Source organism: Micromonospora sp. A3M-1-15 (assembly GCF_024213425.1).
Taxonomy (GTDB): Bacteria; Actinomycetota; Actinomycetes; order Mycobacteriales; family Micromonosporaceae; genus Micromonospora; species Micromonospora chersina.
This window is the reverse complement of record NZ_JANAVK010000002.1, coordinates 819,753-842,513: the sequence shown is the minus strand read 5'-3', so window position 1 is coordinate 842,513 and position 22,761 is coordinate 819,753. Positions and strand designations below refer to the sequence as shown.

At 74.6% G+C, this 22,761-nt stretch carries 25 protein-coding genes; 13 read left to right on the top strand and 12 right to left on the bottom strand.

Annotated features, from left to right (window positions below; genetic code table 11):
* Nucleotides 1-75: 75 nt before the first annotated feature.
* Entirely contained in the window at nt 76-651 is a 576-nt protein-coding gene (locus NLX85_RS13745; RefSeq protein ID WP_254335032.1) for a TetR/AcrR family transcriptional regulator, read from the bottom strand.
* 49 nt (nt 652-700) lie between these two features.
* Between NLX85_RS13745 and NLX85_RS13740 the strand changes: the two genes are divergently transcribed.
* The 4 genes from NLX85_RS13740 (at nt 701) to NLX85_RS13725 (ending at nt 5,232) form a co-directional block, all read left to right on the top strand.
* A complete protein-coding gene (locus NLX85_RS13740; protein ID WP_254335030.1) occupies nt 701-1,204 on the top strand; it encodes a GNAT family N-acetyltransferase in 504 nt (167 codons plus the stop codon).
* 73 nt (nt 1,205-1,277) lie between these two features.
* Nucleotides 1,278-1,985: a hypothetical protein gene (locus NLX85_RS13735; protein WP_254335028.1), complete on the top strand. Its 708-nt coding sequence runs from the start codon at nt 1,278-1,280 to the stop codon at nt 1,983-1,985.
* Nucleotides 1,986-2,056: 71 nt separating this feature from the next.
* Nucleotides 2,057-4,123 (top strand): phosphate acetyltransferase, encoded by a 2,067-nt coding sequence (pta, locus tag NLX85_RS13730; RefSeq protein WP_254335027.1) that lies wholly within the window; start codon nt 2,057-2,059, stop codon nt 4,121-4,123.
* Nucleotides 4,120-5,232: an acetate/propionate family kinase gene (locus tag NLX85_RS13725; protein WP_254335025.1), complete on the top strand. Its 1,113-nt coding sequence runs from the start codon at nt 4,120-4,122 to the stop codon at nt 5,230-5,232. The genes pta and NLX85_RS13725 overlap by 4 nt, the downstream gene beginning before the upstream one ends.
* 135 nt (nt 5,233-5,367) lie before the next feature.
* Here NLX85_RS13725 and NLX85_RS13720 read toward each other — a convergent pair whose 3' ends face one another.
* Nucleotides 5,368-5,544, bottom strand: a complete 177-nt coding sequence (locus NLX85_RS13720; protein ID WP_167544589.1) for a hypothetical protein — start codon at nt 5,542-5,544, stop codon at nt 5,368-5,370.
* Nucleotides 5,545-5,681: 137 nt separating this feature from the next.
* Between NLX85_RS13720 and NLX85_RS13715 the strand changes: the two genes are divergently transcribed.
* The 3 genes from NLX85_RS13715 (at nt 5,682) to NLX85_RS13705 (ending at nt 8,205) form a co-directional block, all read left to right on the top strand.
* The gene (locus tag NLX85_RS13715) at nt 5,682-6,638 is read left to right on the top strand and encodes an alpha/beta hydrolase (protein ID WP_254335023.1); all 957 of its coding nucleotides are present in this window, start codon (nt 5,682-5,684) and stop codon (nt 6,636-6,638) included.
* A 10-nt stretch (nt 6,639-6,648) separates the two neighbouring features.
* Nucleotides 6,649-7,176 (top strand): nucleotidyltransferase domain-containing protein, encoded by a 528-nt coding sequence (locus NLX85_RS13710; RefSeq protein WP_254335020.1) that lies wholly within the window; start codon nt 6,649-6,651, stop codon nt 7,174-7,176.
* 66 nt (nt 7,177-7,242) lie between these two features.
* On the top strand, nt 7,243-8,205 hold the full coding sequence (locus NLX85_RS13705) for a chlorophyllase (RefSeq protein ID WP_254335019.1): 963 nt from the start codon (nt 7,243-7,245) through the stop codon (nt 8,203-8,205).
* A 26-nt stretch (nt 8,206-8,231) separates the two neighbouring features.
* On the opposite strand, the gene NLX85_RS13700 is transcribed toward NLX85_RS13705, so the two are convergent.
* The 3 genes from NLX85_RS13700 to NLX85_RS13690 form a co-directional block, all read right to left on the bottom strand.
* The gene (locus NLX85_RS13700) at nt 8,232-9,194 is read right to left on the bottom strand and encodes a zinc-binding dehydrogenase (RefSeq protein WP_254335017.1); all 963 of its coding nucleotides are present in this window, start codon (nt 9,192-9,194) and stop codon (nt 8,232-8,234) included.
* Between the two features lie 73 nt (nt 9,195-9,267).
* On the bottom strand, nt 9,268-10,443 hold the full coding sequence (locus tag NLX85_RS13695; protein WP_148430275.1) for an NADP-dependent malic enzyme: 1,176 nt from the start codon (nt 10,441-10,443) through the stop codon (nt 9,268-9,270).
* 140 nt (nt 10,444-10,583) lie between these two features.
* Nucleotides 10,584-10,940 (bottom strand): S24/S26 family peptidase, encoded by a 357-nt coding sequence (locus tag NLX85_RS13690; RefSeq protein ID WP_254335015.1) that lies wholly within the window; start codon nt 10,938-10,940, stop codon nt 10,584-10,586.
* Nucleotides 10,941-11,025: 85 nt separating this feature from the next.
* Between NLX85_RS13690 and sodN the strand changes: the two genes are divergently transcribed.
* From sodN to NLX85_RS13675, 3 genes are all read left to right on the top strand, one after another.
* A complete protein-coding gene (sodN, locus tag NLX85_RS13685; protein ID WP_091318510.1) occupies nt 11,026-11,430 on the top strand; it encodes a superoxide dismutase, Ni in 405 nt (134 codons plus the stop codon).
* A gap of 65 nt (nt 11,431-11,495) precedes the next feature.
* Entirely contained in the window at nt 11,496-11,951 is a 456-nt protein-coding gene (locus NLX85_RS13680; RefSeq protein ID WP_254335563.1) for a GNAT family N-acetyltransferase, read from the top strand.
* A 32-nt stretch (nt 11,952-11,983) separates the two neighbouring features.
* Nucleotides 11,984-12,391 carry an ATP-binding protein gene (locus NLX85_RS13675; protein WP_107076638.1) on the top strand — a complete coding sequence of 136 codons (408 nt, stop codon included), beginning with the start codon at nt 11,984-11,986 and terminating at the stop codon, nt 12,389-12,391.
* A 24-nt stretch (nt 12,392-12,415) separates the two neighbouring features.
* Here the strand turns inward: NLX85_RS13675 and NLX85_RS13670 are convergent, their stop codons facing one another.
* Nucleotides 12,416-12,805: a hypothetical protein gene (locus NLX85_RS13670; protein ID WP_254335013.1), complete on the bottom strand. Its 390-nt coding sequence runs from the start codon at nt 12,803-12,805 to the stop codon at nt 12,416-12,418.
* 43 nt (nt 12,806-12,848) lie between these two features.
* On the opposite strand from NLX85_RS13670, the gene NLX85_RS13665 reads away from it, so the two are divergent.
* Nucleotides 12,849-13,799: a diacylglycerol kinase family protein gene (locus NLX85_RS13665; protein WP_254335011.1), complete on the top strand. Its 951-nt coding sequence runs from the start codon at nt 12,849-12,851 to the stop codon at nt 13,797-13,799.
* A 447-nt stretch (nt 13,800-14,246) separates the two neighbouring features.
* Entirely contained in the window at nt 14,247-14,504 is a 258-nt protein-coding gene (locus NLX85_RS13660; RefSeq protein WP_088975879.1) for a WhiB family transcriptional regulator, read from the top strand.
* A gap of 112 nt (nt 14,505-14,616) precedes the next feature.
* On the opposite strand, the gene NLX85_RS13655 is transcribed toward NLX85_RS13660, so the two are convergent.
* The 4 genes from NLX85_RS13655 to NLX85_RS13640 are packed head-to-tail and all read right to left on the bottom strand — an operon-like array spanning nt 14,617 to nt 17,988.
* Nucleotides 14,617-15,378 (bottom strand): sirohydrochlorin chelatase, encoded by a 762-nt coding sequence (locus tag NLX85_RS13655; protein ID WP_374628081.1) that lies wholly within the window; start codon nt 15,376-15,378, stop codon nt 14,617-14,619.
* Entirely contained in the window at nt 15,360-16,124 is a 765-nt protein-coding gene (locus NLX85_RS13650) for a phosphoadenylyl-sulfate reductase (RefSeq protein WP_254335009.1), read from the bottom strand. Before NLX85_RS13650 ends, NLX85_RS13655 begins: the two co-directional genes overlap by 19 nt.
* Nucleotides 16,121-16,279: an IS1 family transposase gene (locus NLX85_RS13645; protein ID WP_139131928.1), complete on the bottom strand. Its 159-nt coding sequence runs from the start codon at nt 16,277-16,279 to the stop codon at nt 16,121-16,123. Before NLX85_RS13645 ends, NLX85_RS13650 begins: the two co-directional genes overlap by 4 nt.
* Complete coding sequence (locus NLX85_RS13640; RefSeq protein ID WP_254335007.1) at nt 16,276-17,988, bottom strand: nitrite/sulfite reductase; 1,713 nt, start codon at nt 17,986-17,988, stop codon at nt 16,276-16,278. The genes NLX85_RS13645 and NLX85_RS13640 overlap by 4 nt, the downstream gene beginning before the upstream one ends.
* Before the next feature lie 420 nt (nt 17,989-18,408).
* On the opposite strand from NLX85_RS13640, the gene NLX85_RS13635 reads away from it, so the two are divergent.
* Nucleotides 18,409-19,941 (top strand): glycosyltransferase family 39 protein, encoded by a 1,533-nt coding sequence (locus NLX85_RS13635; RefSeq protein WP_256566876.1) that lies wholly within the window; start codon nt 18,409-18,411, stop codon nt 19,939-19,941.
* Between the two features lie 72 nt (nt 19,942-20,013).
* Here NLX85_RS13635 and NLX85_RS13630 read toward each other — a convergent pair whose 3' ends face one another.
* Entirely contained in the window at nt 20,014-21,561 is a 1,548-nt protein-coding gene (locus NLX85_RS13630) for a PAS domain-containing sensor histidine kinase (RefSeq protein WP_254335003.1), read from the bottom strand.
* A gap of 25 nt (nt 21,562-21,586) precedes the next feature.
* Nucleotides 21,587-22,618: an SIS domain-containing protein gene (locus tag NLX85_RS13625; RefSeq protein WP_254335559.1), complete on the bottom strand. Its 1,032-nt coding sequence runs from the start codon at nt 22,616-22,618 to the stop codon at nt 21,587-21,589.
* Between the last annotated feature and the right edge of the window lie 143 nt (nt 22,619-22,761).

Below are 22,761 nucleotides of genomic sequence, written 5' to 3'. Positions count from 1 at the left end.
GCTGGGTACCGCGACCGCGTCCACCGAGAGGCGGAACGCCTTCGTCGACGACGAGCAGGCCGGCGCCGGCCCGGCTCAGCGGGCCGCCGCTCCGAGCAGGACCAGGCAGCGCTCGACGACCGCGGTGGTCCGTTCGGCGTCGCCGGTGGCCAGCAGGTCGAGCAGGGCGCCGCGCAGCAGCGCCAGGGCGAGGACCGGGTCAGCGCCCGCGCTGTCGGCCCGGCCGCCCACCTCGGCGAGCAGCCCGAGCCAGTCCTCCACCGTCTGCCGGGCGAATCCCGCCCACGGTCCGTCCGGCTCGCTGAGCGAGCGGGCGTACGCCTGGACCCAGAGGACCAGCATCGGGCGGTGCGCCGGATCAACGAGCCAGTCCCAGGTCGTCCGCACCGCTGCGACGAAGTCGTCGGAGCCGCCCGCGTCCCGGGCACGCCGGAGCGCGGCCAGCTCGTCGGCCCTGGCCCGGCCGAGCAGGGCGCGGATCAACTGGTCCTTGGAGCCGAAGAGGAAGAGCAGGACCCGGGGGCTGGACCCGATGGCGGCGGCGAGCGGGCGCAGCGACAGCTCGGCCAGCCCGTGCGCCAGGACGTACTGGTACGCCCGTTCCAGGAGTTCGTCGCGGCGGGCGCTGGGGGGTCGCTCGTGCTGGCTCACAGCGCTACTCTGCCACTGAAACGACTGTTTCAGTAGTGGAGGGGTTTCGATGAGCGCACAGGTCCTCATTCGTCCGCTGGGCCGTCCCGGTGACCTCGGCTGGGTGGTGCTGGCCCACGGCGAGACGTACGCGGCCGAGTTCGGTTGGGACACCAGCTTCGAGGCGCTCGTGGCGCGGATCGTCGCCGACTACGCCGCCGGCCACGACCCGGCGCGGGAGGCCGCCTGGATCGCCGAGCTCGACGGGGAGCGGGTCGGTTGCGTCTTCTGCGTCGCGGCCGATGAGCAGACGGCCCAGCTGCGGATCCTGCTGGTCGATCCCGCCGCCCGGGGACGGCGTCTCGGGGCCCGGTTGGTCGACGAGTGCCTCGCCTTCGCGCGGCGGGCGGGATACGCCCGCATCCGCCTCTGGACCAACCACCCTCTGGTCGCCGCCCGCGGCATCTACCTCTCCCGCGGCTTCCGCCTCGTCGAGGAGGAACCACACCACAGTTTCGGCACGGACCTGACCGGGCAGGTGTACGAACGGGAGCTGGCAGCGGCCGGCGCCTGACGCCGACCGTTGACGGGGACGGCACGCGCAACGTCCACTGGAGAGAGCATCCACCGACGACGGGAAGGCGGCGATGAACCCCGAGCCCCGTAGGCCCCCGCAGGACGCCGTGACCGTCCGCCACCTGCGTCTCGGCGTCGGATCCGTCGGCATCGCGCTGCCGGTGGTGCTGGTGGTCGGCCACCTGATCGTCGCCCGCCGGTTCACCCTGCTCGACTCGCTCAGCGGGTACTACCACACCGAGCTGCGCGACGTCTTCGTCGGCGCCCTCTGCGCCGTCGGGGTGTTCCTGATCGCCTACCGGTACCGCCGGCCGGACGACGCGCTCGGCACGGTCGCCGGCGTCCTCGCGGTCGCGGTGGCCCTCTTCCCCACCACGATGGGCGCGCGGGCCGGCACCATCAGCCACGGCGATCGGATCGTCGGCCTCGTGCACCAGGTCGCCGCCGGGGCGCTCTTCCTGCTCCTCGCCGTCTTCTGCCTCTTCCTCTTCACCCGCCCGGACCGGGCCGGGGTGCCGCCGTCCCCGTCGGCGGTCCGGTTCTACCGCCTCTGCGGCGGGCTCATCCTGGTGGCGATCGCGCTCGCCCTGGCCAGCACGCTTCTGTCCGCCGAGGTACGGCACACGCTGAAGCCCGTGCTCTGGTGCGAGACGGTGGCCGTGTTCGCGTTCGGCGCCGCCTGGGTGGCGAAGAGCGACGCGCTGTTCCGGGCCGCACAGCCCAGCGACGAACCGGACGCGGACCGCGACCGCGGGACCGTCTCCCCCGCTCCCTCCTGAGCGAATACGGGTCCTCCGCCCTGGGCACAAGGACCCGAGCGAGGCACCCCGCGATCTTGTAGCGTGAGGTCGTGGCGCGCAGCGTGTACCTGACCAGCGTGGGGTCGGGCGGGGGCAAATCGACGGTGGCACTCGGGCTGGCCGAGCTGCTGTCCCGGCAGGTCGAGCGGATCGGCGCGTTCCGGCCGCTGGTCGCCGGTCAGGGCACCGATCCGATCCTCGCCCTGCTCACCGAGCGCTACCGGGTGGAGCTGCCGGTCGACGAGCTGCACGGCGCGACGTACGCCGAGGCCGCCGCCCTGGTCGCGGACGGCCGCCGGGAGGAGCTGATCTCCCGCATCGTGGCCCGCTACCGGGCGGTCGAGCGGCAGTGCCCGGCGGTGGTCGTGGTGGGCAGCGACTTCGCCGACGGTGACGGCGCCGGCCCGCGCGAGCTGGCCTTCAACGCCCGGCTGGCCACCGAGTTCAGCAGCGTGGTGGTGCCCGTGGTGGACGGGTTCGGGCAGGCGCCCGAGGCGATCGCGGGGGCGCTGCGCGGGGCGTACCACGATCTGGAGGACCTGGGCGCGACGGTGGTGGCGGTGGTCGCCAACCGGGTGCCCGAGCCCATGACACTGCCCGAGCTGCCCGTCCCCGCGTACGCCATCCCGGAGGTGCCGACCGTGTCAGCGCCGACGGTGGCGGAGGTGGCGGCGGCGCTCGGCGCCACCCTGCTCGCCGGCGACCAGGCCGCGCTGGAGCGGGACGTGCTCGACTACGTGGTCGGCGCGGCGCACGTGCCCACCCTGCTGGAGCACTTCACCGACGGGGCGCTGGTGATCACCCCCGGCGACCGGGACGACCTGCTCGTGGCGGCCGGCGCCGCGCACGTCGCCGGTCAGGTCTCCCTGGCCGGCCTGGTCCTCACCCTCGGCGAGCAGCCCGACCCGCGGGCCATGCGCCTGTTCGAGGCGCTGAACACCGGGCTGGCCGTGCTGTCGGTGACCAGCGACAGCTACGACACGGTGGCGGCGTCCAGCCGGATCGAGGGCCGGCCCAGCGTGGCGAACCCGCGCAAGGTGGAGGCCGCGCTGGGCGCCTTCGAGCGCTGCGTGGACACCGTCGACCTGGCCCGCCGGCTGCGGGTCAGCCGGTCGGAGCGGGTCACCCCGCTGATGTTCGAGAACGACCTCATCGACCGCGCCCGGGCGCAGCGCCGGCGGCTGGTGCTGCCCGAGGGCACCGAGGAGCGCATCCTGCGCGCCGCGGAGGTGCTGCTGCGCCGGGGCGTCGCCGACCTGACCCTGCTCGGTCGCCCCGACGAGGTGGCCCGGCGCACCCGCGAGCTGGGCATCGACGTGGGCGACGCGCAGGTGGTCGACCCGGTCACCAGCGAGTGGCGCGACGAGCTCGCCGCCGAGTACGCGAAGCTGCGCGCCCACCGCGGCGTCACGGTCGAGCTGGCGCACGACATCGTGGCCCAGCCCAACTACTTCGGCACCATGATGGTGCGCACCGGCCGCGCCGACGGCATGGTCTCCGGGGCGACCCACACCACGGCGGCCACCATCCGGCCGGCCTTCGAGATCATCCGCACGGTGCCGGGGGTCTCCGTCGCCTCCAGCGTGTTCTTCATGCTGCTCGCCGACCGGGTGCTCGTCTACGGCGACTGCGCCGTCAACCCCGACCCGGACGCCGCCCAGCTCGCCGACATCGCCATCTCCTCGGCCGACACGGCCGCCCGGTTCGGCATCGAGCCGCGGGTGGCCATGCTGTCCTACTCGACCGGCGACTCCGGGTTCGGCGCCGACGTGGAGAAGGTCGCGGCGGCCACCAAGCTGGTCCGGGAGCGCCGACCGGAGCTGCTGGTCGAGGGCCCGATCCAGTACGACGCGGCGATCGACCCGCAGGTCGCGGCCACCAAGCTGCCGGAGAGCCCGGTGGCGGGGCGGGCCACGGTGTTCATCTTCCCGGACCTGAACACCGGCAACAACACCTACAAGGCGGTGCAGCGCTCGGCCGGCGCGGTGGCGGTCGGCCCGGTCATGCAGGGCCTGCGCCGGCCCGTCAACGACCTGTCCCGGGGCGCCACCGTGCCGGACATCGTCAACACGGTGGCGATCACCGCCATCCAGGCCGCCGCCGGGGAGTCGGAATGAGCCGGATCCTGGTCCTCAACTGCGGTTCCTCGTCGGTCAAGTACCGGCTGTACGACGGCGACGAGATCCGTGCCAAGGGCACCGTCGAGCGGATCGGCGAGCCGGGCGGCGGGCCGGGCGACCACGAGAGCGCCGTGCGGCAGATCATCGACGGGCTCGACCTGACGGGGCTGGCCGGGGTGGGGCACCGGGTGGTGCACGGCGGGCGGAAGTTCAGCGCCCCGGTGCGGATCGACGACAAGGTGCTCGCCGCCATCGAGGACCTCGTCCCGCTCGCCCCGCTGCACAACCCGGCGAACCTGGCCGGCATCCGGGTGGCCCGAGAGGCGCTGCCGGACACCCCGCAGGTCGCCGTCTTCGACACCGCGTTCCACCACACGCTGCCCGAGGCCGCCGCCACGTACGCCATCGACCGCGACCTGGCCGAGCGGTACGGCGTGCGCCGGTACGGCTTCCACGGCACCTCGCACGCGTACGTCTCGCGCCGCACGGCGGAACTGCTCGACCGGCCGTACGGCGAGCTGAACATCATCACCCTGCACCTCGGCAACGGGGCGAGCGCCTGCGCGGTGCAGGGCGGGCGGAGCGTGGCCACCTCGATGGGCATGTCCCCGCTGGAGGGCCTGGTCATGGGCACCCGCAGCGGCGACCTCGACCCGACGATCATCTTCCACCTGCGCCGCGAGGCCGGGATGGGCGTCGACGACATCGACGACCTGCTCAACCACCGCAGCGGCCTGCTCGGGCTGACCGGGGTCAACGACATGCGGGAGGTGCTGGCCCGCCGCGACGCCGGCGACCCGGCCGCCGCGCTCGCCTTCGACGTCTACCGCCGCCGGCTCACCGGGTATGTCGGCGCGTACTACGCCCTGCTGGGCCGGGTCGACGCGATCACCTTCACGGCCGGGGTCGGCGAGCACGCCGCCCCGGTCCGCGCGGCGGCGCTGGCCGGCCTGGAGCGCCTCGGCATCGCCGTGGACCCCGCGCGCAACGCCGGCAGCGGCGACCGGGTCATCTCCCCCGACGGCGCCGAGGTCACGGTCTGCGTCATCGGCACCGACGAGGAACGCGAGATCGCCCGCCAGACCCGCGAAGTCCTGAACCTCTGACCCCGGGGCCCGCCGCGCCCGCACCCACCGGGCACCGCACCCACCGCGGCGATCACGAAGTTGGCGGCGGCGAATCGGGACAGATCGCGCCGCCAACCTCATGATCGACGGAAGGGCGGGCGGGTGGGCGGCGGGTCAGCTCAGGGCGAGCCAGGCGATGACGGCGACGACCACGACGGCGGCGACGCCGATGCCGACCATCAGGGGCAGGCGGGAGGGGGCCTCCGCCGCGGTCGCCGCGCTGTCCGGCGAATCGACGAAGGCGCGGAACTGCGCGGTGTTGCCACTCGGGTCGGTGTAGTTCTCAGCCATGCGCGTGACCATAGCGAAGCCGGCCGACGCGGACGATCCCGCCGGGCCGATGGCGGCGCAGCGCGGTCCGGCCGGTGGAGGCGCGACGGGCCGGTCGGCGGGGCCGGACCGGCCGGCCGGCCGCCTACCGTGAGGGCGTGAGGGTGCAGCGGCTGGTCGCCGCGCTGCTGGTGGCGCTGGTGGCCGGCTGCGGTCCGGCCGTCGCCGCCACGGACGACGTCCCGTCCTTCCGCCGCCCTGCGCCGCCCCGGCCGTACGCCGTGGGCGTGCGCCACTTCGTCGTCGACCCCGACGGGTCCCGGCCGCTGCCGGTCACCGTCTGGTACCCGGCGGAGCCCGCCGCCCCGCCGCACGCCACCGTCCGGGAAACGGCCGGGCCGGTGCCGTGGCCGGACGCGCCGGTGGCCGCCGGGCGGTTTCCGGTGGTCGTCTACAGCCACGGGCTGCACAGCCTCCCCGACCTGCACGCCCCGCTGACCGCCCGGTGGGCGGCGGCCGGGTTCGTGGTGGCCGCGCCGACCTACCCGCGGACGAACCTGGGGGCGCGCGACTTCACCCGGGCCGACGTGCGGAACCAGCCGGCCGACGGCTGGCGGCTGATCCGGCACCTGGTCCGCCTCGACGCCCGGCCCGGGGACCCGCTCGCCGGGCACCTCGCGGTGGACCGGTTCGCCGCGGCCGGACACTCGGCGGGCGGCTTCACCACGGCCGGCATGTTCACCTCGGGGCACTCGCGCCGCCTGCGCGCCGGCATCGTGATCGCCGGCGGCGGGCTGGCGGGCAGCTTCGCCGGTCCGGTGGCGCCCCTGCTGTTCGTGCACGGCGGCGCGGACCCGATCGTGCCGGAGTCGGTCGGCCGGGCCGCGTACCACCGCAGCCTCGGGCCGGCCGCCTTCCTGGGGCTCCCCGGCCAGGGCCACGGCGAGTACCTGACCCCGGGCCGCCCCGGGTTCGCGCAGGTCCTCGCCGCCACCACCGACTTCCTCCGGTGGACCCTCTACGACGACCGCCGCGCCCGGGACCGCCTGCCCGCCGACGCCGTCCTTCCCGGCGTCACCACCCTCACCACCCGCGCTCTCCCGGTCGGGCGGTAGCGTCGCCCGGGTGGACGGGCTGGCGGGGCGGCAACTCGACGCGATCCGCGAGGTGGTCGAGCTCACCGGGGCGGCCGGGACCGCGGTGTGGCTGCGCGGCGGGTGGGCGATGGACTTCCACCTGGGCGCGGTGAGCCGGCCGCACGTGGACGTCGACTGGTACTGCTGGGGGCGCGACGCGGGCCCGCTGGCGGCCCGGCTCGGCGGGCGGGGCTGGCGGGTCGACCCCCGGATGCCGGTCGAGCTTCAGCTCGACCTGGTGCGGGGCGACGTCGAGCTGAGCTTCGCGTACCTGGACCGGGACCCGGCGGGCCGGGTGGTGGTCGGGGCCGGGCCGTGGGCCGGCACCCCGCTGCCGGAGGGGATGCTCGACGCCCCGCCGGGCCGGATCGACCCGCACACCGCCCCGGTGATCAGCGTCGCCGCCCAGATCGAGTTCAAGGAGATGTACCCGGTCTGGATGCCCGAGCGGCCCCGCCGGCCCAAGGACGCCGCCGACCTGGCCCGGCTGCGCCGGGGCCGGCCGCCGACCGGTTGAGGCGATCGCGTCACGCTCGGTGCGATGCCGGCGGATCACCGGCGAGTGCGAGGCACAATCGTGTCCATGCGCCGTCGCCCTGCCGCCCTCGTCACCGCCGCCCTGCTCAGCGCCGGCCTGGCCGGCTGCTCGGGCGGGACCGCCCCGGCCGGGCGACCCGCGCCCGACGCCCCGCCGAAGGCCACCACCCCCGGCCCGCGGGTGCCCGCCGGGCACGCCCCGACGGAGAGCTTCGCGGTCGGCGTACGCCAGCTGAAGCTGAACCGCGACGGCGACCGCCCGCTGCCGGTGACCCTCTGGTACCCGGCGGAGGGCGCGGCCGGTGGCGCCCCGGAGCGGTCCGCGCCGGCGGCGGCCGGGCGGTTCCCGGTGGTGCTGTTCAGCCACGGGCTCGGCGCCCGGCCGGAGGACTACCAGGTGCTGCTGACCCGCTGGGCGGCCGCCGGGTTCGTGGTGGCCGCGCCGAAGTTCCCGCACACCGGCGCCGGCGGCGACGGCAACCCGCTCGACGTGCTCAACCAGCCGGCCGACGTGTCGTACGTGCTGACCCAGGTGCTCGCCCTCGACAGCCGGGCGGGCGACCCGCTGCGCGGCCGGCTGGACCCGGAGCGGGTGGCCGCGACCGGGCACAGCGCGGGCGGGGTGACCACGATCGGGCTGTTCACGGCGGGCCGGGACGAGCGCCTGGACGCCGGCATCGTCTTCGCCGGCACGGCGCTCGGCGTCGGCACCGCGTTCGCCGGTGCCGCCGCGCCGCAGCTCTTCGTGCACGGCGAGGCCGACGAGGTGGTGGGCTACGCCGCAGGCAAGGCGGTCTACGACGCGGTGCCCTGGCCGAAGGCGATGCTCAGCCTGCCGAAGGGCGACCACGGGCGGGCCCTGCTCGGCGACGGCAAGGCGCTGCGTGTGGTCGCCGACACCACCGTCGAGTTCCTCCGCTGGACCCTCTACGGCGACGCCGCCGCGAAGAAGCGGCTCCCGGCCGACGCCACCCGCGGCGGCGTGGCCACCCTGGACGACCACCTCTGACCGGTCGCCCAGGGCGGCGGCGCCGGTCAGGCGGTGTGGTCGACGACCACCTTGCCGAAGACGTCGCCGGAGTGCAGGCGGGCGAAGGCGTCCTCGATCCGGCTGAACGGCACGACGCTGTCGACCACCGGACGCACCTCGTGCTCGGCGCAGAACGCCAGCAGCTCGGTCAGCTCCTCGGGGGTGCCCATCGAGGTGCCGAGGATCTCCAGCTGCATGGCGAAGACCCGGCGCAGGTTCACCTTCGGCTCGTGGCCGGCGGTGGCGCCGGAGACCACGATCCGGGCCATCGGGGCGGCCGACTTCAGCGAGTGGTCGAAGGTGGCCGCGCCGACCGTCTCGATCACCACGTCGGCCCGCTCGGGCAGCCGGGCGCCGGGCTCCAGCGCGGTCGCGCCCAGCGCGGTGATCCGCTCCCGCTTGGCGGCGTCGCGGCTGGTCGCGTACACCCGCTTGCCGAGGGCGACGCCGAGCGCGACGGCCGCGGTGGCCACGCCCCCGCCGGCCCCCTGGACCAGCACCGACTCGCCGTCGCCGACCCGGCCCTTGGTGGTGAGCATCCGCCACGCGGTGAGCCAGGCCGTGGGCAGGCACGCCGCGTCGGTCACGGAGAGGCCGTCGGGCAGCGGCAGCAGGTTCATCCGGGGTACGGCCACCCGCTCGGCGAAGGTGCCCGCGAAGTGCTCGGAGAGGATGGAGACCCCGCGCGGGTCGCCCGGGGTGGGCACCACGGGGTAGATGACCACCTCGTTGCCGTCCGGGTCGGTGCCGACCGCGTCGCAGCCGAGGATCATCGGGAGCTGGTTGGCGCTGAGGCCCACCCCGCGCAGCGACCAGAGGTCGTGGTGGTTGAGCGAGCTGGCCCGCACCTGCACGGTGACCCAGTCCTCCTGCGGGTGGGTCGGCTCGGGACGGTCGCCGACGGTGAGCGCGGCGAGCGGGTTGTCGGCGTCGAAGGCCGAGGCATAGGCGGCACGCATGAGCGGCACCGTAACAAGCTGAGCGCCCGTTAAGAAGGGGCCCTTCCTGTGCAAAACGCGATAAGAAGGGCCCCCTCGACGGTCAGCGGCGGGCGACCCCGTCGCGGCGGGCCGCCTCCGCGACGGCCTCCGCCACCGCGGGGGCGACCCGCGGGTCCAGCGGGGAGGGCACGATCGCCTCCGGGGTCAGCGACTCGGCGACCACGTTGGCGATGGCGTCGGCGGCGGCCACCTTCATCCCGTCGGTGATCCGGGTGGCCCGGGCGTCCAGCGCGCCCCGGAACACGCCGGGGAACGCGAGCACGTTGTTGATCTGGTTGGGGTAGTCGCTGCGCCCGGTGGCGACCACGGCCACGTGCCGGGCGGCCACCTCGGGGTGCACCTCCGGGGTGGGGTTGGCCAGCGCGAAGACGATGCCGCCCGGGGCCATGCCGGCCACCGCCGCCTCGGGGATCTGCCCGCCGGAGACGCCGACCAGGACGTCCGCGCCGCGCAGCGCCTCGGTGATGTCGCCCTGCCGGCCGTCGGCGTTGGTGGTCTCGGCCAGCTCGGCCTTGGTCCCGGTCAGCTCGCGGTGCCGGCCGATGATGCCCTTGGAGTCGCAGACCACCACCTGGTCCGGGTTGACGCCCCCGGCCACCAGCATCTTCGTCACGGCCACGCCGGCCGCGCCGGCCCCGCTGACCGCCACGCGCAGGTCGCCCAGCTTGCGGTTGAGCAGGGTGGCGGCGTTGCGCAGCGCGGCCAGCACCACGATGGCGGTGCCGTGCTGGTCGTCGTGGAAGACCGGGATGGACAGCGCCTCGTCCAGCCGGCGCTCCACCTCGAAGCAGCGCGGGGCGCTGATGTCCTCCAGGTTGATCCCGCCGAACGAGGGGGCGAGGGCCCGCACGATCGCCACGATCTCGTCCACGTCCTGGGTGTCCAGGCAGACCGGTACCGCGTCCACGCCCGCGAACTGCTTGAACAGCACCGCCTTGCCCTCCATCACCGGCAGCGCCGCGCGCGGGCCGATGTTCCCGAGGCCGAGTACGGCGGAACCGTCGGTGACCACGGCGACGGTGTGCGACACCCAGGTGTAGTCGTCGGCGAGGTCGGGGTCGGCGGCGATCGCCTCGCAGACCCGGGCCACACCGGGGGTGTACGCGAGGGAGAGGTCTTCCCGGCTGGTGAGCGGCACGGTCGAGGCGACGGCCATCTTGCCGCCGAGGTGCAACCGGAAGACGGGATCAGCAGGGTCCGGGGTGGACGTAGACATCGGTGACTCCAGGATCTGTCGAGCAGACGGACCGGCCGGCTCGGCGCGCGTGGTCAGCGGCCAGCGGGGCGGCGGTGCGGGGGGTCACCCGGGCACTTTCCGAGCATAGTCAGGCACGCCGCACCGGGATGTGATCGGGGTCATATCCACCGTGGCCGTCCGGTGACCCGCCCGGGACGCGGCCAGTACCGGGCCACCACCCGGCCCCGCACGTCCGCCACCCCGTACGCCCGGGAGTCGTCGGTGACCAGGTCGTTGTCGCCGCGCAGCCACCAGCCACCGTCCTGCGGACGGACCGCGCGCTTGACCACGAGCAGGTCGGGGCGGCTGCGGAAGACCGCCACCACCACGTCACCGGGGCGGACCGGGCGGCCCCCGGTCCGCACCAGCACGGCGTCGCCGTGCCGCAGGGTCGGGGCCATGGACGGACCGGTGACCAGGACGGGCGACAGCGGGCCGCGCAGCGCGGGCGCGGCGGGGTCGCCAGCGGCACACATCGGGGTTTCACCTCCCGCCCGCCGGGGAGCATCTCCAGGAGTAATGTCGTCTTGGATCATCGCAAACATCCCATGGAGGACCCTGATGCGCCTTCCTCGCATCCTCACGCCCCGGGTGACCGCTAGCGCCCACTGCGACCTGCCCTGCGGCGTTTACGACCCGGCCCAGGCCCGGATCGAGGCCGAGTCGGTCAAAATGATCTGCGAGAAGTACCAGTCGAACACCGACCCGGAGTTCCGCACCCGGGCGATCATCATCAAGGAGCAGCGGGCCGAGCTGGTCAAGCACCACCTGTGGGTGCTCTGGACCGACTACTTCAAGCCGCAGCACTTCGAGAAGTACCCGCACCTGCACCAGCTGTTCAACGAGACCACCAAGCTGGCCGGCGCGGCCGGCGCCAAGGGCGCCACCGACCCCGCCAAGGCCGACGAGCTGCTCTCGAAGATCGACGAGATCTCGAAGATCTTCTGGGAGACCAAGCAGGCGTGAGCCTGCCCGCACAGGCACCGACGATCCGGCCGGCGCGTCCCGAGGACGTGCCGGCCGTCGTCGCTATGGTGCACGAACTCGCCGACTACGAGCGCGCCCCCGAGCAGTGCCACCTCACCGAGGAACAGCTCACGGCGGCCCTCTTCGCGACTGCTCCCGCCCTGTTCGGGCATGTCGCGGTGGATGGCGCCGACCAGCCGATCGGCTTCGCCCTCTGGTTCCTCAACTTCTCCACCTGGGAGGGCGTGCACGGCATCTACCTGGAGGACCTGTACGTCCGGCCGGCCGCCCGCGGCACCGGCGCGGGTCGGCTGCTGCTCGCCACCCTCGCCGCGATCTGCGTCGAACGCGGCTACCGGCGGCTCGACTGGTGGATGATCAACTGGAATCCGGCCGCCCGCTTCTACGCCGCCATCGGGGCGACCCCGATGGACGAGTGGGTGCCGTACCGGCTGGCCGGGCCGGCGCTGCACGAGCTCGCCGCGCAGGTGCCGGCCGCCCCCACGCGGCCGGACGCCTGACCGGGTAGAGTCCCGCACCGGGGGGATGAGGCGTGACTCAACTGACCGGCCAGCCCACGACGGACGACGACGTCGTGCACCTCACGGTGCCCGCCGACGGCGGCTACCTGGGCGTGCTGCGCACCGCCACCGCCGGTCTCGCGGCCCGGCTCCAGTTCGCCCTCGACGAGATCGAGGACCTGCGCATCGCGGTCGACGAGGCGTGCGCCATGCTGCTCGCCATCGCCACCCGCGACGCCGAGCTGGAGTGCCGCTTCGCGGTCACGGAGGACGCCCTCACCGTCGAGGTGACCGTGCCGACCGTGCGGGGCGCCACACTCCCCTCGGAGTCGTCCTTCGCCTGGAAGGTGCTCACCGCGCTGACCACCTCGGCGAGCGCCCGGGCCGCCGACGGCCGGGCCACCATCTCCCTGCTCACCCGCCGCGCCTCCGGCTACTGACCGTTCCGGCGCGCCGGCGCGGCCTCACTCGAAGCCGAGCGCGCGATTGGTCGGGGTGCTCACGAGCAGGCCGGTGACGCCGAGGCCGAGCGCCATCAGCGGCACCCCGAGCCAGCCCAGCCCGCCCTGGATCATGTACCAGCCGATGGGCAGCAGCATGAGCTGGAGCACGATGGCCGGCGCCCGGGCGCCGGACCGGCGGCGGCCCAGCGCTCCGCCGAGCGCCCAGAGCGCGACCGCCCCGGCGACCGCGAACGCGGTGACGAGCAGCGCCGAGGTGAGGTCGGTGGTGCGCGCCGTCAGGTCGGACCAGATCAGCCACGCCGCGACAAGGCCGAGCGCCACCGCCTCGGCGCGCAGCAGGAGCACCGCCCAGCGGAGCGTGCCGGGGACCGGGCCGGAGTCGATCGTCACGCGCGACACGATACCCGTGGGTAGGCGCGGTACAGTGCCGCCCATGCGGGCCGTCCTGGTGGTCAATCCGAAGGCCACCACCACCAGCGAGCGCAGCCGGGACGTGCTGGTCCGGGCGCTGCGCAGCGAAGTCGACCTGTCGGTGCGCTACACCCGCCGGCGGGGCCACGCCATGGACCTGGCGCGGGAGGCCGCCCAGGAGGGCGTCGACCTGGTGGTCACGCTGGGCGGCGACGGCACGGTCAACGAGGTCGTGAACGGCCTGATGGGGGCCGAGCCGCCGACCTTCCGCACCGGGCAGACCCCGGCGGAGCGGCTGCCCGCGCTGGCCACCGTCCCGGGCGGCTCGACGAACGTCTTCGCCCGCGCGCTCGGCCTGCCCCGGGAGTGGCCGGACGGCACGAGCATGATCCTGGAGGGGCTGCGGCTGGGCCGGTCCCGCACCATCGGGCTGGGCCGGGCGGACGACCGCTACTTCACCTTCTGCGCGGGCTTCGGCATCGACGCGGCCGTCATCCAGCGGGTCGAGCAGGCCCGCAAGCGGGGCCGGGTGTCCACCCCGGCGCTCTACTTCCGTTCCACGGTGAGCCAGTACTTCCTCGCCTCGGACCGCCGGCATCCGGCCATCACGCTGGAGCGCCCCGGGGAGGTCGCCGAGACCGATCTGGGCACGGTCATCATCCAGAACACCGCGCCGTGGACGTACCTGGGTGACCGGGAGATCAACCCGAACCCGGAGGCCTCGTTCGACCTCGGCCTGGACGTGCTCGCCATGCGGCGGCTGAAGGTCGCCAGCACGGCACGCACGGTGACCCAGTTCTTCTCGCGGCAGCCCGACCCGCACGGCCGGCAGGTGCTCCGGCTGCACGACGTGGCGGAGTTCACGCTGCTCTCGGCCCGTCCGCTGGCCTTCCAACTGGACGGCGACTACCTCGGCGAGCGGGAAAAAGTCAGATTTGCATCCGTGCCCGCGGCACTGAGAGTAATCTGCTAGGTCTCGGGTACTGCCGTCGGTTGACGCGGACCCCTCACCGCCTCCGGCGGTGTCCGCCACACCGAGGGAAGGTGCCGGAAATGTCAGCAACGTCACGCAGACCGTACTATATTGATCCTCGACTGTGGCACGCCGGGTAACCAGAGCGCTCTGAAACCCGGACAAAAGGGTGGTGAGCCCGCTCACTGTTCGGAGTTTTTCCGAGCGTCACCCTTGACATCACGACAGTTCGTGAAAGTATTCACAAGCGAAGTCGTGTTACCGGGACATTGCCTGGATATGCTCGGCAGGTTGAGCTGTTCCAGCAGGTCCACGGGCCCGCAAGCCTGCTCACGCAGTGCCGAATTGATGGATGCTGACCGTCACCGATCGGCAATGCGGACGCATATAGGAATAGCAACGAAGCGTTATCTGGCCACCCACTTAAGAATGAGGAGTGTTGCCGCCATGGACTGGCGCCACGATGCCGTCTGCCGCGACGAGGACCCGGAGCTGTTCTTCCCGATCGGGACGTCCGGTCCGGCCCTCCTGCAGGTGGAGCAGGCCAAGGCTGTCTGCCGGCGCTGCCCGGTGACCGACCACTGCCTGCAGTGGGCGCTGGAGTCCGGTCAGGACGCCGGCGTCTGGGGCGGGATGAGCGAGGAGGAGCGCCGCGCGGTCAAGCGCCGCGGCGGTCTCCGGGTGCTGCGCGCTCACTCGGCCTGACTCACACGCTGCACGCCCCGGCCGGACACCGGCCGGGGCGTTCTGCTGTCCGGAGCACATGACACCCCGGCTACCCCGGCGCCACCCTGGTTGATCATGTTGGCGATGCGCGTCACACCGGACTGCCGACCGGCACGGCGTCGACCCGCCGCAGCACCAGATCGGCCAGTTCGGGAAGGTCGGTCAGCGGTTCGGCGACCGCCACGGCGCCGGCCCGCTCCGCCGTCGACCGGACCGCGTCGTGGAACAGGCCCGGGGCCAGGAAGTAGGCGGCCACCGCCACCCGACGGGCACCCGCCGCGCGCAGCCGGGACACCGCGACACCGGCGCCCGGTGGCGCCGCCGAGGCGTACGACACCCGGCAGGGCACACCCAGCTCGGCGCCGAGCGCCGCGGCCACCCGCCCCACCGAGCCGCGCGCCCGGGGATCGCGGGTGCCCGCCGCGGCCAGCACCACGGCATCGACGCCGCCCGGCTCCGCCTCGGCCAAGCGGCGGCGCAGCCCGGCCAGCAGCCGGGTGTCCACCGTCCCGTCGGCAGGCCCCAGCACGTCGGTAACCCGTACCTCGATGTCCGCGCCACCCTGGCGGGCCGCCGCCACCGCCGCCGGGACGTCGACCTTCCGGTGGTACGCGGCCGTCAGCAGCAACGGCACCAGCACCGCCCGGGGGTGACCGGCGGCGGCCAGGTCCCGCAGCACCGCGGCGGGACCGGGGTCGGTGTGGTCCAGCCAGCTCGGCAGCACCGGAACGCCGGGACGGGCGGCCGCCACGGCGCGGGCCAGCGCCCGGGTCGCCGCGGCCGCTCGCGGATCCCGACTGCCGTGCGCGACCAGCACCACCGGCGGCTCGGCGGTCAGGTGTGCAGACCGCACTCGGTCTTCTCGAACATGGCCCAGCGACCCGCCCGCGGATCCTCCCCCGCCCGGGTGCGGCGCGTGCAGGGCCAGCAGCCGATCGAGCCGTAGCCCCGGGCGAACAGCTCGTTCACCGGGATGTCGTAGCGGGCGATGTAGGCGTCCACGTCCCGCTGGCTCCAGGCCGCGATCGGGTTGACCTTGACCTTGCCGCGCCGGGCGTCGAAGGCCACCACCGGGGTGTTGGCCCGGGTCGGCGACTCGTCCCGGCGCAGCCCGGCGGCCCAGGCGTCGTACCCGGTCAGCGCCCGCTCCAGCGGCTCGACCTTGCGCAGCTGGCAGCAGTCGTCCGGGGACTTGCTGAACAGCCGGGGGCCGTACTGGCCGTCCTGCTGGCCGACCGTCATCCGGGGGCGGATCGAGCGCACGTTCACGGGCAGCCGCCGGGCCACCTCGTCGCGGACCTTGAGCGTCTCCGGGAAGTGCAGGCCGGTGTCCAGGAAGACCACGTCGACCCCGGGGGCGACCCGGGAGACCAGGTGGGCCAGCACCCCGTCCGCCATCGAGCTGGTCACGCAGAACCGGTCCCCGAAGGTCTCGGCGGCCCAGCGGGCGATCTCCAGCGCGGGCGCGCCCTCCAGCTCCCGGCCGGCCCGCTCGGCCAGCGCGCGAAGCTCCTCCGGGTCACGCCGGGCCGGGTCGGCCGGAGCCGGCCCGCCGATCCCGACCAGGCCCAGGCCGGCGGCGGAGGGCAGCGCGCTCATCGGGTCACCGCCCGGCTCAGCAGGCCGGTGAACTTCACGGTGAAGACCCGGGCGCAGGCGTGGCACTCCCAGGCGCCGTGCCCGGCCTCGTGCGGCCGCAGGTCCTCCTCCCCGCAGTACGGGCAGTAGAGAGGCGCAGATCGGGCATCGCTCATCGCAATTCCTCCTCGTCGACCCTGATCACCCAGTTGGCGAAGCTCTCGCCCCCGGTCCGGCCGGCCAGGTAGCGGCGGGCCAGGCGTTCCACGTACTCCGGAAGCTCCTCGGCGGTGGTCTTCAGGCCGCGCAGCTTGCGGCCGAAACCGGCGGTCTGCCCCGCGGCCATGCCCAGGCCGCCGCCGAGGTGCACCTGGAAGCCCTCCACCTGCCGGCCGTCCGGGCCCACCACGAGCTGGCCCTTGAGCCCGATGTCGGCGACCTGGGTGCGGGCGCAGGCGTTCGGGCAGCCGTTGAGGTGGATGGAGATGTCCGCGTCGAAGTCGCGCAGCCGCTCCTCCAGCCGGGCCACCAGCTCCTCGCCGCGCCGCTTGGTCTCGACGATGGCGAGCTTGCAGAACTCGATGCCCGTGCAGGCCATGGTGCCGCGCCGCCACGCCGAGGGCCGGGCCTCCAGGCCGATCCCGCGCAGCTCCGCCACCAGCGCGTCGGTCCGCTCCGGCGCCACGTCCAGCACCAGCAGCTTCTGGTACGGGGTGAGCCGCACCCGGCCGCTGCCGTGCGCCTCGGCCACGTCGGCGAGCCGGGCGAGCTGGGTGCCGGAGACCCGGCCCACGACCGGGGCGGCCCCGACGTAGTTGTTGCCGTCGCGCTGCGGGTGCACGCCGATGTGGTCGACCGGCTTCGCCGGCAGCGTCGCGGCCGGGCCGTCGAGCAGCGCCCGGCCCAGGTACTCCTTCTCCAGCACCTCGCGGAACTTCGCCACGCCCCAGTCGGCCACCAGGAACTTCAGCCGCGCCCGGTTGCGCAGCCGGCGGTAGCCGTAGTCGCGGAAGATGCCGACCACCCCGGCCCAGACGTCCGGCACCTCGGCCAGCGGCACCCAGACGCCGAGGCGCTTGGCCAGCATCGGGTTGGTGGAGAGGCCGCCGCCCACCCAGACGTCGAAGCCGGGACCGAGCTCCGGGTGCTCGACGCCGAGGAAGGCGATGTCGTTCGCCTCGTACGGGGTGTCGACCAGCCAGGAGATCGAGGTCTTGAACTTGCGGGGCAGGTTGGAGTACGCCTTGTCGCCGACGTACCGGCGGACGATCTCGTCGACCGCCGGCGTGGGGTCGAGCACCTCGTCCCGGGCCACCCCGGCGACCGGGCTGCCCAGCACGACCCGGGGGCAGTCGCCGCACGCCTCGGTGGTCTGCAGGCCCACCGACTCCAGCCGCCGCCAGATCTCCGGCACGTCCTCGACCCGGATCCAGTGGTACTGGATGTTCTGCCGGTCGGTGATGTCGGCGGTGTCGCGGGCGAACTCCCGCGAGATGTCCGCGACGACCCGCAGCTGGGCCAGGGAGAGCTCGCCGCCGTCCACCCGCACCCGGAGCATGAAGAACTCGTCCTCCAGCTCGTGCGGCTCCAGCACGGCCGTGCGCCCGCCGTCGATGCCCGCCTTGCGCTGCGTGTAGAGGCCCCACCAGCGGAACCGGCCGCGCAGGTCCTGCGGGTCGATCGAGGCGAAGCCCCGGTGGGCGTAGATGTTCTCGATCCGGGCCCGCACGTTCAGCGGGTCGTCGTCCTTCTTGATGCGCTCGTTGGCGTTGAGCGGCTCGCGGTGCCCGAGCGCCCACTGCCCCTCGCCACGGGGCCGGCGCGGGGCCCGGGCGACGGGCGCCGGGGTGTCGGGCCGGGTCGTGGTGGTGCTGCTGACCGCCATCGCGGCGTCCTCCGTTGTCTGCTGTGCCTGGAAGCGCGGACGCGGCGGCCGGCCCTGGGTGAGGGCCGAGGACGGCGATGTCGATGACGGCCGGCGCGGAACGCGCCCGAGACGGATGGGTCGGGCGTCGTCAGTCGGCCGGACAGATCGCGCTGCGGACGCGGCCGTAATCGACGTGGCGGCGGGCCACGAAGCGGCGGATGACAGCGGCGGTCATAGCGCTCATGCTCCCACAGCCGGCGAGGACCGGCCAATGACCGAGTGTGTGATCCCACATCACGGGCAGCGGCGGGGCATCGACCTCGTTGATCGGATCCGCCGCGCCGGCCCGACCGGGGAGGGGACAAATCAACGGACCGGCACGGCGGGCGCCGCCGCCGTGTGACGCTGCGGAATGTGAACCCGCCCGCCGATGCCGAACTGTCCCGCGACCGTCGGGGTTGGCTGGTCTGGGCGGCTCCCGGCCTGCTCACCCTGGTGGTCACGCTGGCCGGGATCGGGCACGCGCAGCCGTGGCGGGACGAGCTGGCGACCTGGAGCGCCGCCACCCGCCCGGTCCCCGACCTGGTCCGGCTGGCCGGCACCATCGACGCCGCGACCGGGCCGTACTACCTGCTCATGCACGGCTGGGCCGCGCTGTTCGGCACCTCGCCGGCCGCGCTGCGGCTGCCGTCGGCGCTGGCCATGGCCGGGGCGGCCGCGCTCACCGCCCGGCTGGGCGCCCGGCTGGCCGGTAGCCGGGCCGGGCTGCTCGCCGGCCTGCTCCTGGCGGTCCTCCCCGCTACCTCCCGATACGGCCAGGAGGCCCGCCCGTACGCCCTGGCCACCCTGCTCGCCGTGCTCGCCACGCTGCTGCTGGCCGAGGCGTTGCGTCGGCCCACCTGGCGACGCTTCACCGGGTACGCCGCCGCCGTGGCCGCGCTCGGGCTGCTCCACCTGATCGCCCTCACCCTGCTCGCCGCGCACGCCCTCGTGGTGCTGCTGGTCGCCGCGCGCGGCCCGGCGGCGGCCGGACTCGACCCGCCGGCCGGCCCGACACCCGAGGCCGACGAGGCGCGAGCCGGGACCGGCGGAGCCGCCCCGGCTGCCGGCCCGCCGGCCGGCGCGCGTGGCCCGGGCGTCATCTGGCGGTGGCTGGTGGCGCTGCTGCCGGCGGCCGTCCTGGTCGCCCCGCTGGTGCTGGCGGCCGGCGGGCAGCGCGGCCGCCAGCTCGACTGGGTACGCCTGGTCCGCGTCGACGACCTGGCCGCGCTGCCCGGCGCGCTGGCGCAGAGCGGGGTGGTGGGCGGCCTCCTCGTCGGTCTCGCCGCACTCGGCGCGGGACGGCTCGGCCGGCGGGCGCTGCTGCCGGGGGCCACCGTGCTGCTGCCGGTGCTGCTGCTCTTCGCCGCCGGCACCGCGGTGCCGCTCTGGGTGACGCGGTACCTGGTGTTCACGGTGCCGTTCGCCTGCCTGCTGGCCGGGGCGGCGCTCGCCGGCGTACGCCTGGCGCCGGCGCTGGCCGTGGTGACCCTGGCCGGCCTGCTCGGGCTGCCCGACCAGGCGGCGCTGCGGCGCACCCACGAGTGGCCGCGGACCGCCCCGGTGGACTACGCGGGCGTGGCCCGGATCGTCGCCGACCACGAGCAGCCGGGCGACGGGGTCGTCTACTCGCCCCGGGACAGCTGGCTCTTCCTGGACCTCGGCCTGGCGTACCACCTGGGGGCGCGGCGACCGCGCGACGTGCTGGTGGTGCGCGACCAGCGGCAGCGCGCGGACCTCTGGGCCGCCGAGTGCGACCGCCCGGCGGAGTGCCTGGCCGGTGTGGACCGGGTCTGGCTGGTGGTCACGGGTCGGCGCGCCGACCCGCTGGCGGCGGTGCCCGGCGCCAAGGGCGACGCCCTGCGCGACGCCTTCACGGTCCGCCAGGTCTGGCCCCGCCCCGGCCTCACGGTCGCCCTCCTCACCCGGTGAGCCGCCCCCCCCACCCCAGGACCGCGACGACGACCCGCCCCGGAGCGGGAGGCGCCACGACCCCGGGAGCGGTCAGCCGGCGAGGCGGTCGGCGGTGCCGCGGGCCAGGGGGACGACAAGCACGGCCTCGGTGCCGCCCTCGGCGCCGTTGCGCAGCTCGATGGTGCCGCGCAGCTCGCCGGTGACCAGGGCCCGGACGATCTGGAGGCCGAGGTTGCCGCCCTTCTCGGCGTCGAACTGCTCGGGCAGGCCCCGGCCGTTGTCGGCGACGGAGACGTGCAGCTGCTTGCGGAACCGGTGCGCGGAGACCACCACGGCCGGCTCCGGCGCGCCCTCGGGGCCCGGCGCGCCCTCCTCGCCGGCCGGCGGGAAGCCGTGCTCGACGGCGTTGAGCAGCAGCTCGTTGAGGACCATCACCAGCGAGGTGGCGATCTCGGCGGGGAGCACGCCGAAACTGCCCTGGCGGCGCATGCCGACGGACACCTCGGTGGCCGCCACCTCGGTGGCCGCGCTGGCGACCCGGTCGACGATGCCGTCGAACTCGACCGCCTCGTCGCTGGACATGGAGAGCGTCTCGTGGACCAGCGCGATGGAGGCGACCCGGCGTACCGACTCCTCCAGGGCGACCCGGGCCTCGGGCATGGCCACCCGGCGCGCCTGGAGGCGGAGCAGCGCGGCGACGGTCTGGAGGTTGTTCTTCACCCGGTGGTGGATCTCCCGGATGGTGGCGTCCTTGGTGATCAGGGCGCGGTCGCGGCGGCGTACCTCGGTGATGTCGCGGACCAGGACCAGCGCGCCGATCGGCACGCCCGCGGGCATGAGTGGCAGGGCCCGGGTCAGCATGGTGGCGCCCCGGGCGTCGATCTCCCGCCGGGGCGGGGCCTCGCCGCGCAGCGCGGCCAGCACCGCGTTTCCGGCGTCGGTGCCCTCCAGGGGGTCGGTGGCGAGCCGGCGGTGCAGCTTGGCCAGGTCCTCCCCCACCAGGTGGGAGGCGTAACCCAACCGGCGGTACGCGGACTGCGCGTTGGGGCTGGCGTAGGTGACCTTGCCGTTGGCGTCGAGCCGGACCAGGCCGTCGCCGACCCGGGGCGCCGAGGTGGTCTCCCCGGGGTGCCGGTGCGGCGGGAAGGTGCCGTCGGCGATCATCTGCGCCAGGTCGTCGGCGGTGGTCAGGTAGTTCAGTTCGAGCTGGCTGGGCGTGCGCGCGGTGGAGAGGTTGGTGTCCCGGCCCACCACGGCCACCACCTCGCCGGACTCACCGTCGGCGGTGCGCAGCCGCACCGGGATGGCCTCGTGCCGGGCGGGCACGTCGCCGTACCAGACGGGGTCGCCCTCCCGCCAGATCCGGCCCTGCCGGAGGGCGATTTCCAGGTGCGCCACCTCCGGGCCGCCGACGATCCGGCCGACCTGGTCGTCGAGGTACGCGGTCGGCGCGGTCGTCGGACGGACCTGGGCCACGCAGAGGAACGTGCCGTCGCCGTCGACCGGCACCCAGAGCAGCAGGTCGGCGAAGGACAGGTCGGAGAGGAGCTGCCAGTCGCCGGCGATCCGGTGCAGGTGGTCGATGTCGGCCGGCCGGAGCGAGGTGTGCTCCTCGGCGAGGTCACGGAGGGTGGACACGCTGAACAGCGTGCCACGCCAGGCCTCACATCGTCGCCGTGACCTTCTTCAACCCGCGCGGGGCGTCCGGGTCCTCGCCCCGGGCCAGGGCCAGGGCCAGGGCGAGCCGCTGCAACGGCAGGATGTCGAGCAGCGGGGCGTACCGCTCGTCGACCTCGGGCACGGCCATCCGGGCGGTCGCCTCGACGTCGGCGGAACCGACCACCACGACGTCGGCGCGGCGCTCGCCGAGCCGGGGCAGCACCTCGCGCATCGACTGGCCGCCGGGGCCGGAGCCGACCACGGCGAGCACCGGCACGTCGGGGTCGGTCATGGCGAGCGGGCCGTGCAGCAGGTCGGCGCCGGAGAAGGCGAGCGCCGGCAGGTAGGAGGTCTCCATGAGCTTCAGCGCCGCCTCCCGGGCCGTCGGGTACGCGTAGCCCCGGCCGGTGGTGACGAGCTGGGCGGCGAACCGGTAGCGCGGGGCGAGCTGGGCCGGGGTGGCGTCGGACAGGGTGCGTTCGGCCAGTTCGGGCAGGCGGGCCAGGGCGGCCCGCTCCTCGGCGGGCAGGACGCCGTCGCCGGCGCGTACCCCCTCGACGAGCATGAGCAGCGCGAGCAGCTCGGCCGTGTAGGTCTTGGTGGCGGCGACGGCGCGCTCGTGGCCGGCGGCGATGTCCACGCTCAGCTCGGCGGTGGCCACCAGCCGCGAGTCGGGGTTGTTGGTGACGGCCAGGGTGAGCGCGCCGGATTCCCGGGCCACCCGCAGCACCTCGGCCAGGTCGGGCGAGCCGCCGCTCTGGCTGACCCCGACCACCAGGGCGTCGGAGAGGTCCGGCCGGGCGCCGAAGACGGTGATGGCGCTGGGCGAGGCGAGGCCGGCGGGCAGGCCGAGCCGGATCTCGGCGAGGTAGGCCGCGTACAGCGCCGCGTGGTCGGAGGTGCCCCGGGCCGTGAAGACCACGTGGCGGGGCCGGCGCTCGGCGATCACCGCCGCGACCCGGGCGATCGCCCCGGCGTGCTCGGCGGAGAGCAGGCGCTCGTAGCCGGCCGGCTGCTCGTCGATGTCGGCGGCCATCCCGGCCCCTGGACGCGTCACGGAAGACCCCTTCCTGCGCGATTGCCGCGCGTTCGGTGCTCAGTCTTGCACCTTTCAGGCGTAGCGAGCAACGGAACGAACAGTAGTGCGCAGTGGATCACCATCCGGTCGCATGATCCCCT